General features: G+C 56.1%; 12 protein-coding genes. 7 read left to right on the top strand and 5 right to left on the bottom strand.

Annotation, left to right across the window (positions count from 1 at the left end; translation table 11 throughout):
• The 5 genes from KUV22_RS16855 to KUV22_RS16835 form a co-directional block, all read left to right on the top strand.
• Nucleotides 1-148 (top strand): IS3 family transposase (locus KUV22_RS16855; protein WP_222228683.1); only part of this gene is annotated, 148 nt, incomplete at its 5' end.
• Between the two features lie 696 nt (nucleotides 149-844).
• Nucleotides 845-1,321, top strand: a complete 477-nt coding sequence (locus KUV22_RS16850) for a LabA-like NYN domain-containing protein (RefSeq protein ID WP_222232947.1) — start codon at nucleotides 845-847, stop codon at nucleotides 1,319-1,321.
• Between the two features lie 76 nt (nucleotides 1,322-1,397).
• On the top strand, nucleotides 1,398-2,132 hold the full coding sequence (locus KUV22_RS16845; RefSeq protein ID WP_222232946.1) for a hypothetical protein: 735 nt from the start codon (nucleotides 1,398-1,400) through the stop codon (nucleotides 2,130-2,132).
• A gap of 100 nt (nucleotides 2,133-2,232) precedes the next feature.
• Nucleotides 2,233-2,757 (top strand): GNAT family N-acetyltransferase, encoded by a 525-nt coding sequence (locus tag KUV22_RS16840; protein ID WP_222232945.1) that lies wholly within the window; start codon nucleotides 2,233-2,235, stop codon nucleotides 2,755-2,757.
• A gap of 433 nt (nucleotides 2,758-3,190) precedes the next feature.
• Entirely contained in the window at nucleotides 3,191-3,514 is a 324-nt protein-coding gene (locus KUV22_RS16835) for a hypothetical protein (protein ID WP_222232944.1), read from the top strand.
• A gap of 119 nt (nucleotides 3,515-3,633) precedes the next feature.
• Here KUV22_RS16835 and mnmH read toward each other — a convergent pair whose 3' ends face one another.
• Both mnmH and selD read right to left on the bottom strand, forming a co-directional pair.
• Nucleotides 3,634-4,746 (bottom strand): tRNA 2-selenouridine(34) synthase MnmH, encoded by a 1,113-nt coding sequence (mnmH, locus tag KUV22_RS16830; protein ID WP_222232943.1) that lies wholly within the window; start codon nucleotides 4,744-4,746, stop codon nucleotides 3,634-3,636.
• The gene (gene selD / locus KUV22_RS16825) at nucleotides 4,743-5,810 is read right to left on the bottom strand and encodes a selenide, water dikinase SelD (protein ID WP_222232942.1); all 1,068 of its coding nucleotides are present in this window, start codon (nucleotides 5,808-5,810) and stop codon (nucleotides 4,743-4,745) included. Before selD ends, mnmH begins: the two co-directional genes overlap by 4 nt.
• Before the next feature lie 214 nt (nucleotides 5,811-6,024).
• Between selD and KUV22_RS16820 the strand changes: the two genes are divergently transcribed.
• Nucleotides 6,025-8,112 carry a protein-disulfide reductase DsbD family protein gene (locus KUV22_RS16820; protein WP_222232941.1) on the top strand — a complete coding sequence of 696 codons (2,088 nt, stop codon included), beginning with the start codon at nucleotides 6,025-6,027 and terminating at the stop codon, nucleotides 8,110-8,112.
• A 49-nt stretch (nucleotides 8,113-8,161) separates the two neighbouring features.
• On the top strand, nucleotides 8,162-8,779 hold the full coding sequence (locus KUV22_RS16815) for a thioredoxin family protein (protein WP_261319667.1): 618 nt from the start codon (nucleotides 8,162-8,164) through the stop codon (nucleotides 8,777-8,779).
• Between the two features lie 121 nt (nucleotides 8,780-8,900).
• Here KUV22_RS16815 and bioA read toward each other — a convergent pair whose 3' ends face one another.
• From bioA to KUV22_RS16800, 3 genes are all read right to left on the bottom strand, one after another.
• Nucleotides 8,901-10,172: an adenosylmethionine--8-amino-7-oxononanoate transaminase gene (bioA, locus tag KUV22_RS16810; RefSeq protein WP_222232940.1), complete on the bottom strand. Its 1,272-nt coding sequence runs from the start codon at nucleotides 10,170-10,172 to the stop codon at nucleotides 8,901-8,903.
• Nucleotides 10,173-10,367: 195 nt separating this feature from the next.
• A complete protein-coding gene (locus KUV22_RS16805; RefSeq protein ID WP_222232939.1) occupies nucleotides 10,368-12,821 on the bottom strand; it encodes an ABC transporter permease in 2,454 nt (817 codons plus the stop codon).
• Nucleotides 12,821-13,561, bottom strand: coding sequence for an ABC transporter ATP-binding protein (locus KUV22_RS16800; RefSeq protein WP_222232938.1), 741 nt, complete (start codon nucleotides 13,559-13,561; stop codon nucleotides 12,821-12,823). The genes KUV22_RS16805 and KUV22_RS16800 overlap by 1 nt, the downstream gene beginning before the upstream one ends.
• Between the last annotated feature and the right edge of the window lie 20 nt (nucleotides 13,562-13,581).

Here is a 13,581-nt window from a genome sequence, read left to right as displayed (position 1 = left end):
GACAGAGCTTGTTCATCAGAGGATGTTCGAAAACGAAATCGATGCGGTAGCTCATATCATCGAATACATTGAGTTCTACAACCGAGAACGGCTTCACTCCAGTCTCGGCTATCAATCGCCTTCAGAGTATGAAAAACTGGCGGCATAAAGTGTCCACGAAAGTGGTAGCAGATCACGCCCCTGTTGCGGGCGTTATGCGTACGGAGAAATATGATTGAGTCGGAATGAATTTGATCAGACGTACAACAATTACTTGAAGCTTCACCGTATTAGAGAGGGGTGGTGTAGAAAAAGGCCCTCCAAAAGTCTTGACGTTTGCGGCTTCGAAGTCATCTTAGACTGTGAAAAAATACACGACATTCCAAGCCTCTTTATAGAGTGGGGTAGTCTAATTAACGGTACAGCGGGCTACTATGGTGCGTGCTTGGACTCACTGGATGACTGCCTAAGTGGAAGCTTTGGAGCGCGGCCGCCTTTCACAGTTACTGTGGTTAAAAAGGAGTTGGGATTTGCATCTACATGTGCGGATGCGGAGCACAATTGGCATCTATGTTGGGAGAGAAGAGCAGTTGATAGAGGCCTGCTAACGGAGCAGGAATTGAGAGATCTAGGTTACCCAATTTCTGCCAACTCTCCTCAATTCGAAATGAGCCCCTCATATCTGGAGAGGTTTCTAGAGCTGCTTCAAAAGCGCGGAGTGCAGGTCAAGTATGCGTAACCCCCAGCTATCACGCATAACAAGCGGTTGTAATCGCGCGAAAGACGCGGCTGGGACGGCCTTCGCTACGCTCCAGCCGCCCCTAAACCGAGCGTTATGCATTACCTACCTGAGAGCTACGTATCGATGGAATCAGTATCAATATTGGTAGACGTACAAAACGTTTATTACACGACCAGGCAAACATATGGTCAAAATTTCGACTACAACAAGTTTTGGTCCAAGGTTACGGGCAACCGGAAGATCGTGCATGCTACGGCTTATGCCATTGATCGTTCAGATGAAAAGCAAAAGCAGTTTCAAAATATACTCCGCGCAATTGGCTTTGAGGTTAAATTAAAGCCCTACATTCAAAGGTCTGATGGCTCTGCAAAGGGCGATTGGGATGTAGGGATTACGTTGGATGCAATGGAATATGCGAAATCAAGCGATACAATCGTTCTCGTATCAGGAGACGGTGACTTTGATTTGCTGGTAGAAAGAATTATCGCGACCCATAATTCCTCTGTTGAAGTTTATGGAGTCGAGGCCTTAACTGCCAAATCATTAATGTCTGCTGCCACCACGTTCATTCCAATAGGGCCAGACTTACTTCTAAATTGAAATCCGAATACATAAAATACGTAAAGACATCGACGCTTCGGGCCTAGGGCTCGTCCTTAATAATAAGGAATTTGAAATGGAGCAGGTTCAGAAAGGGGGTGTGGTTGGAAGTAAGGACAGTGCAGTCGTAGGCTTTGAGAGGGGGCCTATATATGGAAAATTTTCCATATTTTTGCTGGGCGTTATTTTTATAACAGTAATGCCTCATTACTCTAAGATTTCAAGTCCGTCTGAAGCCGTATCCCTTAATTTTATTGTACACGCTGCCCTGTATTTGGGGTGGTACATTTTACTCAGTGTGCAATGTAACTTTGTGCAATCGGGAAGGCTAAATTTTCATAGAAAGCTTGGCTATGCGAGTATCGTTTTCTTTGTCTTGCTCCAGGTTAGCGGCATCGAAATGTTAATCGATGTAATGCGCAGTAATAATCAGTTCAAGCTGAGCCTCATATGGGGAATACTGCATACAATACTATTCTTTTCCGCGTTTTATCTTGCGGCTCTAATTGCTAGAAAAGATGTTCATGCACATAAACGTCTTATGCTTCTGGCATCATTAAGCATGATTTCTGCCTCCGTGACTCGCGTTGCCTATCTGCCAGGCGTTCCGATTGATGGAACCGCTCTCGTTTTACTCAGCACATATGGATTGTTGGTTGCCCCTGTGTTGATGGATCGTTTCAAGTTTGGTGCTGTGCACCCGGTTTTTAAATGGGGTATTCCGCTCTACATCAGTACCCAGATAATTTGTATCGCTATAATGCCAGGGACCGAGCTGGGCAAGTTGATTGCATTCCCCTTCTCTTCATGAGTAGCGGGAATGTTGGATGACCTGAATGTGTGTATTGGTTTTAGATTATGAGTGATATGACTTCTCGTCTATTCATGTTTTGTGTCACTAAGAGTTATGCATGGAAGTTAGATTGGTCGCTATTGATGACGCCGCTCGGTTATCCAAGTTCTATGAGGCAAACGAGACGCATCTGCAAGCTTGGGAGCCGAGTAAGTCAGAGGGTCACCATTCTGAAGCTGCCTGGAAGGCGCGATTGCAAGAGTGGTGCTCCCCAGTCGAAGACGTCAATTCATTTCACTTCATTTCAATCGAGCCCGGCAGCGATGAAGTCGTTGCTATGTGCTCGCTCACGAATGTCGTAAAAGGCCCGTTCAGGGCATGTTATATGGGGTACGCGGTTGATCATCGATACGAGGGTAGAGGTGTCATGAAGGCACTTTGTCAGCGCGTCATCGATTATGCGTTTACGGACCTGTCGTTAAATCGAGTTATGGCAAACTACATGCCGAGAAACGACAGGTCGGCGATGCTCCTCAAGAGCCTTGGTTTTGTCAAAGAGGGTGAGGCGAAGCGGTATTTGAAAATTAATGGGGTTTGGGAAGATCACATTCTAACGTCACTGCTGAATCCAGCGAGTACCTGACAGGGGCGGATAAGCCTGTGTTGGATCCGTCGAGATTAATTTTGAAAATTTTTTGGCTATGTATATTGCCTGTAGCTGTGCTGTATCAGGCGGCTTGGTATTTATACTTTCAGTATGCACCCAGATCTTTCTGGGTTGATGGGGCGTCACATCAGGTCATCGCGGCAAAGTTGATCGGGGAGCTGGTTCTATACTCGGTCGCAGTTTGGCTCGTTGCAGGGTACCGTTCACCTAAATACCGCCTTTTTAATTGGCTGACCTGCCTTATTATACTGTTGGTAATCGGGCTCACGGTACGGGCTCTAATTAGCGAACTTGCTTATTTGTGAAAATCAGGCGTGAGGAATCCGTACCTTGAGGTCACTGAGCTATTTGGCATTATCGCTGCTGTTCAGGCCTGTGTTTGTCAGGGGTAAGGAGTGGAGTCGGTACTATGAGTCAACAAGCGTTTATTGGTCCTTTAATGCTCATTCTTCTAGGCGCGATTCCACTTATAGCATTTGGCTATGCGATAGCTGTTAAGAAGAAGTATCACTTGATTGTTGGCTGGAAAGAGGGTGATAAGCCAAAGAATCCGGAGTTGCCGGATACCGTTGGGCGGTCCCTGATTTATGCCGGTCTTGCAGTACTATTGGCGGCAGCAGGCAGCTATCTTGGGTTGATTAGCGATATTTGGCTGGTGGCGATTTGCGTGGCTGCAGGTCTGTATGTCGTTATTCGATCGGTATATGCCGGGGTCAGGTTTTCGAAGAAGTGATCTTTAAAAGGTAAAAATCACAAGGTTGCAGCTTCCGGTTGTCGAATATGGTCGGCGAATCATAGTAATACGCACTTTCGATGGGGTGAACCACCCTGCAGACCGCAAGTGAGCGGTCACTACGCGGATGCTTGCTCTCGGAGATACTCCACCACTTCCTGTTGCTTGCCGCGAAATATAATGCGCTCAGCATTTTTTTCGATTTGATAGTCGTACATCGGGTCATAGTAATCTTGTAGCAGGCTGCTAATCCAGTCCCGGTGCCGCTCGACATTGCCGCTGGTCAGCTGCTGCTCCAGAGCCTGATCCATCATTTTGGCTAGCTGCCGGTATCGTTCACCGCCGAGGCGTTTGGTGATATTGGCGAGGTTTTGCTTGAGTGACGTGGCAAATATTTCCGGGCCCTGTTCTAGGCCGTGTTCTTTGACGAATTCCGCACACAGGTCGATGACATAGTCCCTGAGGATACGCTCCACACGGTTTTCGAATGCATCATCCAGCCATACAAGCTGGTAGCTGCGCATTTGCTGGTGTAATGAAAGGGGTACCGAACAGCGACCGATCAGGCGGCTTTCGTCCTCCAGCACGAAGTGGTGCTGGCCTGTGGCGCGACGTTTTAAAAAGTCGATAGCCAGGGCATTCTCGAACCCGATCTGCGACGGTTGTGGTGTAGCGCGTTTACCAAAGGTGGATCCGCGGTGGTTTGCGTGCTTCTCGAGATCTACCGCGTTGGCGAGCACGTTGAGCACTTCGGTTTTGCCAGTGCCGGTCATTCCGCCCACGAGGGTAAACTGGCATTCACTGACGGCACTTTCTATTTCATTCAACAGGAAAGTGCGCATGGCTTTGTAGCCACCCTGTATCCGAGGGTAATCGACGCCTGCCTCATGCAGCCACTGCTGGCTAATCTGTGAGCGCAGGCCACCTCGGAAGCAAAACAGGTAGCCCTGCGGATGTTTGCGGGCGAATTCGGCCCAAGCGTTTACCCGCTCTTCTTTGGTCGCGCCGCTGACCAGCTGGTGCCCCAGCTTTATGGCGGCGTCCTGGCCCTGTTGTTTATAACAGGTGCCAACCTTTTGCCGTTCTGCGTCGGTCATCAACGGCAGGCTGGTGGCGTAGGGGAAGGAGCCCTTGTTGAATTCAAGCGGGGCACGGGTGTCGATCAGTGGCCGATCATTGAGAAAGATTTCCCGGTAGTCCGTGCTATCGGGTCTGCTGCCGGCGCCACTCATTCCACAATCACCGCAGGGCCTTGCTCTGCACCCTCAGGGTGTGGCGCTACCAGTTCGCCGATCGGTTGCAGTTCCAGCCCAAATTCCGCGGCCGCTGCGAGAAACTCTGCTTCCTGCTGGGGCGCAACCGCAACTAACAAACCACCGCTGGTTTGTGGGTCGGCGAGTAGCTGTTTTTGATCGTCGCTCGACAGGCTCACCCTGTGCCCGTAACTGTCAAAGTTTCGACCAGTACCGCCGGGCACACAGCCCTGCTGCAGGTAGTGGTCGACCCCATTGATACGCGGCACTGCATCAAAGCGAATACGCGCGGTGAGACCACTGCCATCGGCCATTTCTACCAGGTGCCCGAGCAGGCCAAAGCCGGTAACGTCGGTCATTGCACTGACGGCGTCCATACGTGCGAAGCGGCTGCCTGGGCGGTTCAGGGTGCACATGAGGTCGCGCGCAGTGCCGGCATCTTCGGGGCGCAGCTTTTCCTGCTTTTCAGCGGTGGTCAGGATGCCAATGCCCAGGGGTTTGGTGAGGAACAGTTTATCGCCGGCGCGCGCACTATCGTTGCGCTTCAGGCGCTGCTTTTCCACCACGCCAGTTACTGCCAAACCGAAGATGGGTTCTGGGGCATCGATGGAGTGGCCGCCTGCCAGGGGGATGCCGGCGTCGGCGCAAACCGCGCGGCCGCCGCGAATTACCTCGCGGGCTACCTCAGGCGGCAACAGATTTACCGGCCAGCCGAGGATGGCGATGGCCATCAGTGGGTCGGCACCCATGGCGTAGATGTCACTGATCGCATTGGTCGCGGCGATACGCCCGAAATCGTAGGGGTCATCTACGATGGGCATAAAGAAATCGGTGGTGGAAACCACGCCCAGCTGCTCATCCAGGCCGTATACGGCCGCGTCGTCCCGGGAGTGGTTGCCAACCCATAGGTTCGGGTCCATTTGCGGCGCATCGCTATCGGCGAGAATCTTGTCGAGCACCGCAGGCGAGATCTTGCAGCCGCAACCAGCGCCGTGGCTGTACTGGGTGAGACGTACTGGGGTTGATGGTGTGGAATCGCTCATGGGGGCTCCGGGAATTGCGTGGCGGCAATTTTACCAGCCGCGGCCTACGGAAGCATGTGTCGCCGTTGAACTTCTCATCTTGGTCCTTTCTTAGACGCCTTCTGTCGAGACTGAGCGTCAGGGACTTGCGGAGGTGTGGGCAATCCATTTAGATAGTTGGTCAGTATAAAAAGGATCCGGTCCGCCGGATTACCACGGCAAGTTGGAGTCGCATTTGTTGCTTTCGATTTTTAACCGCACTGTTTTTCTGGCCTCTGTACTGCTGATGGCCTGTTGGAGCGGTTTGTCTGCTGCTCAGGAAACCGCCAGTGGCGACCACGTCAAGGTGCGCTGGCTGGTGCCCGATACCTTCGGCCCGGGTGCCGAAACCATTGGTTTTTACTTTGAGGTAGACCCTGGCTGGCACGTGTACTGGCGCAATGCCGGGGATTCCGGTGCCGCGCCGCGCTTTGATTTTGCCGGTGCCACCGGCGAGGTGGGGCCTATCCAGTGGCCTTTCCCGGTGCGCCTGCCCATCGAGCACCTGACCAACCTCGGCTACGAGGGCGATGTCGCCTATTTGTTTGAGGTGACCCCGGACGCTGCGGCGATGGATATTGTGGTGAACCTGGAGTGGCTGGTGTGCAAGGTGGATTGCATTCCCGGTTACGGCATCATGACCCTGTCGCGGCCCGTGGACGAAGCTGCGAGCTGGCAGCCACAGGATGTGCAGCTGCGCGATCGCTTCCTGGCGATGGTCCCGGCTGAGGCCACTGCAGAGAACTTTCTCTGGCAGGTAGCGGCGGTCGCCGCTTCGCCACAGGCGGGCACCCTTCAGTTTGAGCTGGCGCCGCGAGAAGCAGGAGTGGAGTTATCCACACCGGATGTTTTCCCCCTCGACGGCGGATTGCTGACGGCAAAAGCGCCAGAGGTGGCGCAGGCTGGTGAAAACATCCGCTATACCTTTGAGCGGGTTCCCGGCGCACCTATGCCACCGTCCACCGGCTTTGTGGTGAGTGACGGCGAGCGGGCCTGGCAGCTGGACGATCAAGAAATTCAGGCCGGTGCGGCGAGTGCGGCTGGTGCTGCCGTAACTATGGCTTCCGCGACAGGGCCAGCGAGTACTCAGCCGTTGTGGCTGCTGATTCTGGCCGCCATTGCCGGCGGTGCAATCCTGAACCTGATGCCGTGCGTATTCCCGGTACTTTCGATCAAGCTGTTCAGTTTGGCCGGGCACGACGGACAGGCTGCGCATCGCGTGAAGGAAGGGCTGCGCTATGCTGCTGGGGTGCTGGTGACCTTTGCCGCACTCGGTGCACTGTTGCTGGTGTTGCGCGCAGGCGGTTCTGCCATTGGCTGGGGTTTCCAGCTGCAATCGGCGCCGGTGGTGCTCGGGTTGATTCTGTTGTTCTGGGTGATGGCATTGTCCTTCAGTGGCCTGTATGAATTTGGCCATCACCTGATGAATGTGGCGGGGCGCAGCCGCGGCGGCAGTTTTGCCACCGGCGTGCTGGCGGTGTTTGTCGCAGCCCCCTGTACCGGTCCCTTTATGGGCGCGGCCCTGGGCGCCGCTACCTTGTTGCCGGCATACAGTGCCATGGCGATCTTCCTCGGCCTGGGTATCGGCCTGGCGTTGCCATTTGTGCTGCTGTGTGTGTTCCCGGCGCTGCTGAACCGCTTACCTGCGCCGGGCCCATGGATGGAAACTCTGCGCCAGGCCTTGGCCTTCCCACTGTACGCAACAGTGATCTGGCTGCTGTGGGTGCTGGGGCGTTTGGTGGGCGAGAGTGGCTGGCTAATCGGCGCGATGCTGATGCTGGTGATCGTGTTTGCCTTCTGGTTAGGGCGCCACGGGTTCCGCGGTAGCCGCTGGCTGGCCTGGGGATTGGTGCTGGCAGCGCTCGTGGCAAGCTTCAGCGCGGCCAACCGCCTGCAGGAGCAGGGCGTTGCCAATGGTAGCGTGCAGCAGCAGGAGGCAGCGGCAGGCTGGCAGCCTTATGACCGCAATGCCATTGCGCAGGCGCTGGCCAGTGGGCAGGCGGTATTTATTGATTACACCGCAGCCTGGTGTATTACCTGTCAGGTGAACAAAAAACTGGTGCTGGATACGGCAGAAGTTGCAGATCTATTCCGCGATAACGATGTCTATATGGTGCGCGCCGACTGGACCAATCAGGACCCGGAAATTACCCGCGCGCTGGGTGAGCTGGGGCGCAATTCGGTACCTGTGTATGCCTGGTACCCGGCGGGTGAGCGGACGCCGGTACTGCTGCCGCAAATTTTGCAGGTCAGCATGATTAAAGATTTATTTAGTGAGAAGTAACCCAGAACACTGTAACCAAAGAGGATGCACTGTCGTGATGAAACAAGGTATGCGTAGTAAACGTTCGATTGCTAAATTCCTGGGCAGCGCCGTGCTGTTTGCTCTGCCAACCCTGGCCATGGCGGCCGCGGTACCGGGTGAGAAAGCCCCGGCATTTAGTGAAGTGGATGCTGCCGGCAAAACCCACAACCTGAAGGACTATGAGGGCCAGTGGCTGGTGCTGGAGTGGTTTAACAAAGACTGCCCCTACGTAAAAAAGCACTACGGTAGCGGCAACATGCAGGCACTGCAGAAAAAGTATGCCGACGCGGATATCAATTGGCTGACCGTGATTTCTTCTGCGAAGGGAAAGCAGGGTTATCTGGAGCCGGCCGAGGCGCTGGACGTGGCGAAGAACCACAAGCTGCAAGCCAGCGCGCCGTTCCTGCTCGATAGCGATGGCAGTATGGGCCGTGCCTATGGCGCCAAGACCACGCCGCATATGTTTATCATCAATCCGAAAGGTGAAGTAGTGTACGCCGGTGCCATCGATGATAACGATTCAGCGAACCCGGCAGTGATCCCGGACTCCGCCAACTACGTTGCGGCAGCTCTGGATGCGTCACTGGCAGGCAAGGCCATTGAGGTAGCTTCCTCGCGTGCGTATGGCTGCAGTGTGAAATATTGATTTACCGCCGTAGCTCGTAGCTAGAAAAAAGGCGCTGCCGGATTCCGGGAGCGCCTTTTTTATGCGGATTTTATGCGGATTTTATGCGGATTTTATGCGGACTAAATGTTTGCGGCGCGGCTTACAGTGCGGAAAGCGATTTGTTCATGGCGTCGGTCAACTGCGTGAGGTCTTCTGAACTGATCACGTAAGGCGGCATGGTGTAAACCAGCTTGCCGAACGGGCGCAACCACACGCCCTGCTCGATCAGGCTCTCTTGCAACGTCTTGTTATCCACAGGCTGTTTCATTTCCACCACGCCAATTGCGCCGAGTGTGCGCACGTCGGCAACGCCTGGTGCATCTTTTAACGGCGCGAGCTCATTTTGCAGCTGTTGTTCAATGTCGCTGACGCGCCGCTTCCAGTCGCTTTTAAGCAGCAGGTCGATATTTGCATTGGCCACGGCGCAGGCCATGGGGTTACCCATAAACGTGGGGCCGTGCATAAATACGCCGGCTTCTCCGGTGCAAATGCCGTTGGCGACTTTGTCGGTGCACACGGTGGCGGCCAGGGTGAGTACACCACCGGTCAGGGTTTTACCCAGGGTGAGGATGTCGGGTGAGATCTCTGCGTGTTCACAGGCAAACAGTTTGCCGGTGCGGCCGAAGCCGGTGGCAATTTCGTCGGCGATCAGCAGTACATCGTACTGGTCGCACAGTGCGCGGACGCGTTGCAGGTATTCTGGCGAATAGAAACGCATGCCGCCTGCGCCCTGCACGATGGGTTCGAGAATGACGGCCGCGAGGTTCTCATGATTCTGTTCAATCAGCTGTTGAATTTCTGCAGTGTCACTGTCGGCACATTGCTCGCCGAATTTTGGTGTTGGTGCGGGAGCAAACAGGTGCTGCGGTAGCAGCTTGGCAAACATATGGTGCATGCCGGTGACCGGGTCGCAGATGGCCATGGCACCGAAGGTGTCGCCGTGGTAGCCGTTGCGCAGTGCCAGTAATTTACTTTTTTCTGGCTTGCCCTGGGAGTGCCAGTATTGCAGGGCCATTTTGATGGCGACTTCGACGGAGACGGAACCGGAGTCTGACAGGAAGACTTTTTGCAGTGGCTCCGGGGTGAGCGCCACGAGCTTTTTACACAGTTCGATTGCGGGCTCGTGGGTAAGGCCACCAAACATGACGTGGCTCATTTTTTCCATCTGGGCCTGTATGGCGGCGTTCAGTTCGGGAACATTGTAGCCGTGCAGGGTGCTCCACCAGGAACTCATTCCATCGATTAATCCGCGGCCGTCTTCCAGATAAATGCGGACGCCTTCGGCGCGAGCGATGGGGTAGACGGGTGGTGGGTTGATCAGGGACGAGTAGGGGTGCCAGACGTGCTGCTTGTCGAATTCGAGATCAATCATATTGCGGTAGGGGTTCTTTAAACCTTTCGGTGGCGGTGAGACCCCGGGTGTTCGTTTTCGGAACCGCTGTGAATACATCCCTGTAAGCTGCGTCGGCGACGTCCATGTCGCCGACGCTTCCGAAAACGAACACCCGGAGCCTCACCTTCAATTCTGGCTAATGCGTTTTTAATCCGAGCGCTGTTGCCTTTGCGATCAAGCCAATTCGCGCAAGACCTTAAGCGGAGGCTGACTGACTGCACTTCTACATGCCAGCGTGCCCGCAGTACCGACCAGCAATGCGCCGGCCAGTGGTCCAATCACCCATAGCCCCGGATGGAACTGGAAGGGCATGTCGAATACCCGTTGGGTGAGCACAGCCAGTGTGGCTTCGGTGCCGATGGATGCCAGCAGTCCAGCGGCAACGCCGAGCAGGCCAAACTCGATCATCAGGCTGCGAATCAGCAGCTGGCGACGGCCGCCCAGTGTGCGGATTACCGCGGCTTCCTGCAAGCGCTCGGCGATACTGGCGCGCACGCCGGCAACCAGTACCAGTACGCCGGCAACCAGCATCAGTGCGAGTACGGATTCCACTGCAATGGCCACCTGGCCGATGGTTTCGCGGATGTTTTCGAGAATCTTATCCAGTTCGATGATGCTGACACTGGGGAAGTTTTTCACCAGTTCGTTGACGAACAGTTTGTCTTCCGGCGGCAGGTAGAAGCTCTGGATGTAGGTGGCCGGGAAGGTGTCCAGGCTGCCGGGGGCAAACAGCATAAAGAAGTTGGGGCGCATGCTGTTCCAGTCGAGTGTGCGCAGGCTGGTGATGGTGGCTTCGGTTTCGAGGCCGCCAATGGAGAATCGCAGCACGTCGCCCAAGCTCAGGCCCAGTCGCGCGGCGACTTCCACTTCTACGGATACGCCTTCGTTCAGGTCTTCGCTCCACCATTCACCGGCAACAATTTTATTGTCCGCAGGAACTGTATCTGTCCAGCTCAGGTTGAGCTCGCGGCGGATTGAGCCGTCTTTCTGGTCGCGTTCGTTCACCGGGGTGCCGTTCACCGCGATCAGGCGGCCGCGCACCATGGGGTAGAACTCGGTGCCCTCGAGGTTTTTGCCTTCAACTTTTTGCTTTACGCCGTCCAGTTCGTAGGGCGCGATATTGACCAGGAAATGGTTGGGGGCGTTTTCCGGCAACTGCATCTGCCATTCGTCGATCAGTGCGGTGCGCGCGTAGAACATGGCGAGCATGGCCAGCAGGCCGGTGCCGAAGGCGGCAATCAGCAGGGTATTGAAGCCGGCGCGGCGCTGCAGGCTGCCGAGCGCAATGCGCCAGCTACCGCCCAAGGAGGCGAGGCGACCGCGTACCAGCAGTCGGTTCACCACGGCAGCACCGGCAATCAGCAGGCCGAGACCGGCGAGCAGGGCAAGGGTGATGGCGAGGCTGCCGGACAACCACCAGATCAGCAGTAACATCGATAGCGGGCCGGGAATCAGGCCGAGCCATTCGCGTTTGTCCGGGTTGCTCCAGTCCTGACGCAGGGTCTGCATGGGATCGGTCTGGGCCAGGCGGAACAGTGGCGGCATAGCGAATCCGATTACACAGGCGACGCCGGTAGCGAGGCCAACCCACAGCGGCTGAATACCACTGGGGGGCGGCGCAACCGGGAAGAAGCCTTCCAGCAGGTTGACTGCCTGGGACTGAATCAGCGAGCCGATGGCCAGGCCGATGGCGGTGGCAATCAGTGCGAGCGCGGTCATCTGGCCGATATAAATACCGAGGATCTTATTTTTGCCGGCACCGAGGCTTTTCATCACTGCCACATAGTTGGCGTGGCGCAGGCTGTAGCGGCGCGCGGCGAGGCCCACGGCAACGCTGGCGAGTAGCACCGCGAGGCTGGCGGCGAGGAACAGGAAACTCTCGGCGCGATCCAGGGTGCGTGCGACGCGTGGCTGGCCTTCTTCCAGGTCAATAACGCGCTGGTGTTCGGTGAGCTGCGGTTTCAGCCAGTTGAAGTAGCTGTTGAGCGCGGCGTCATCGCCGGAAAACAGGTAGCGATAGGTCACGCGGCTGCCGGGCTGCAGGATATTGGTTTCTGCGAGATCCGACTGGTGCATCATCAGGCGCGCGCCCATGGAGAAGAGGCTGGCGCCGCGATCCGGCTCGTGGTCGAGGATGCCGGTAATCGCAAAGTCACCATCGCCCAGCTGTAGCTGGTCGCCGATTTGCAGGTCCATCAGCGGCAGCAAACGGGCTTCCAGCCACACCTCGCCGGGAGCCGGGCCCTGTTGTACTGTGCGCGGTTCATCGCTGGCGTTGCCGCGCATTTCCAGGTGGCCAACCAGCGGGTAGTCGTCGGTGACGGCTTTCACCGAGGCAAACTGGAATTCATCGCCGGCGGACAGCATCGAGGCAAACACGGTGGTTTGTGCCTGCTCCAGACCCAGTTCGTCGGCTTTGCTCAACCATTCCTGTGGCACCACCTTGCTGCTCTGCACTACCCGTTCTGCCGCCAGAAAGCTTTGCGACTGGATGTACATGGCGCGGGTGAGGCGATCGGAGAAGTGCGCGATCGCGGTTACGCAGCTAACGGCGAGGACCAGGGCGGTGGCGATCAGGGCCAGTTCGCCCCCGCGCCAGTCGCGGCCCAGTAGTTTCAGCGGCAGCATCAGACAGACACCTCCGCCTGGTCGCCCAGGTAGTTGTCGGGAATGTCGGCGGTGGTGATTTCGCCGGCGGCCATACGCAGGTGCGCGCCGCAGCGCTCCGCCAGGCGCTGTTCGTGAGTGACCAATACCAGCGTGGTGTTGGTCTCTTCATTCAGTTTGAACAGCAGGTCAATCACCTTTTCGCCGTTGTGGGCATCCAGGCTGCCGGTGGGTTCGTCGGCGAACAAAATACCGTTATCGGCGGTCGAAGAGTCATTGGCGATACTGCAGAACGCTCTGGCGATGGCGACGCGCTGCTGTTCGCCGCCGGAGAGCTGGCGCGGATAGTGGTGCAAGCGGTGACCGAGACCAACGCGCTCAAGGAACTCCTGCGCACGCTTGCCGGCGTTGCGTTCACCGCGCAGTTCACTGGGCAGCATGACGTTTTCCTGTGCGGTGAGACCGGGCAGCAGCTGGAAGGTCTGGAACACGAAGCCGACACAGCGGGCGCGCAGCGCCGCACGCTGTTCTTCGTCCATGGCGGTGATTTCTTGGCCGGCCAGCCAGATCTTGCCTTCGGTGGGGCGGTCGAGCCCGGCCAGCAGGCCCAGCAGCGTCGATTTGCCGGAACCGGAGGCACCGGTGATGGCTAGGCTCTGGCCGGTGGGGAGTTGCAAGGAAATGTCGTTTAGCAGGGTCAGTGGGCCCTCACTTGTGCTGACTCGGTGGTGTAGGTTTTCGGCTTTTAGCATCACTGACATGGCAAGTCCCTGGAATTTCT

It is taken from the genome of Microbulbifer agarilyticus (assembly GCF_019800665.1).
GTDB classification, from domain to species: domain Bacteria; phylum Pseudomonadota; class Gammaproteobacteria; order Pseudomonadales; family Cellvibrionaceae; genus Microbulbifer; species Microbulbifer agarilyticus_C.
The sequence above is the reverse complement of the archived record's forward strand: the minus strand, read 5'-3'. Positions and strand labels throughout refer to the sequence as shown.

What these genes read in the sequence shown, in the direction of transcription:
- KUV22_RS16850 (WP_222232947.1), top strand. Translation starts at nt 845, where the DNA reads ATGGAATCAGTATCAATATTGGTAGACGTACAAAACGTTTATTACACG.
- KUV22_RS16845 (WP_222232946.1), top strand. Translation starts at nt 1,398, where the DNA reads ATGGAGCAGGTTCAGAAAGGGGGTGTGGTTGGAAGTAAGGACAGTGCA.
- KUV22_RS16840 (WP_222232945.1), top strand. Translation starts at nt 2,233, where the DNA reads ATGGAAGTTAGATTGGTCGCTATTGATGACGCCGCTCGGTTATCCAAG.
- KUV22_RS16835 (WP_222232944.1), top strand. Translation starts at nt 3,191, where the DNA reads ATGAGTCAACAAGCGTTTATTGGTCCTTTAATGCTCATTCTTCTAGGC.
- mnmH (WP_222232943.1), bottom strand. Translation starts at nt 4,746, where the DNA reads ATGAGTGGCGCCGGCAGCAGACCCGATAGCACGGACTACCGGGAAATC.
- selD (WP_222232942.1), bottom strand. Translation starts at nt 5,810, where the DNA reads ATGAGCGATTCCACACCATCAACCCCAGTACGTCTCACCCAGTACAGC.
- KUV22_RS16815 (WP_261319667.1), top strand. Translation starts at nt 8,162, where the DNA reads ATGCGTAGTAAACGTTCGATTGCTAAATTCCTGGGCAGCGCCGTGCTG.
- bioA (WP_222232940.1), bottom strand. Translation starts at nt 10,172, where the DNA reads ATGATTGATCTCGAATTCGACAAGCAGCACGTCTGGCACCCCTACTCG.
- KUV22_RS16805 (WP_222232939.1), bottom strand. Translation starts at nt 12,821, where the DNA reads ATGCTGCCGCTGAAACTACTGGGCCGCGACTGGCGCGGGGGCGAACTG.
- KUV22_RS16800 (WP_222232938.1), bottom strand. Translation starts at nt 13,561, where the DNA reads ATGTCAGTGATGCTAAAAGCCGAAAACCTACACCACCGAGTCAGCACA.